The organism is Streptomyces diastatochromogenes, from assembly GCF_002242805.1.
Lineage (GTDB): Bacteria > Actinomycetota > Actinomycetes > Streptomycetales > Streptomycetaceae > Streptomyces > Streptomyces diastatochromogenes.
Genome location: NZ_MCGQ01000157.1, coordinates 1 through 248, shown reverse-complemented (window position 1 = coordinate 248; position 248 = coordinate 1). Strand labels below are relative to the sequence as shown.

General features: G+C 50.8%; 1 protein-coding gene. It reads right to left on the bottom strand.

The window, feature by feature from the left end; translation table 11 throughout:
• A partial coding sequence (locus BEK98_RS47285; RefSeq protein ID WP_143684296.1) for a CopD family protein occupies window positions 1-248 on the bottom strand: 248 nt, incomplete at both ends.

The window sequence follows — 248 nt, the reverse complement described above, 5'->3', positions numbered from 1 at the left end:
TCCAAGAGCGGGCTTAGGTGAAAACGGTTGAGCGTCGCTAATACGATCATCCCGGCAAAGAGCAGGACCTTCAAAAATAGCAACTCGCCATAAGTGCTGAGCATCACCTCATCGAGATTTGGCCCAACGATAAATAGGTAGTTCGCCACTCCCGTAATGCTGATGATCACTACAATCACCGCGCCGGCCGATTCAAACCCTGTCAGTACCCGAGCAAGAATTCGTGCTTCTCGCTCACCTTTCAGTGA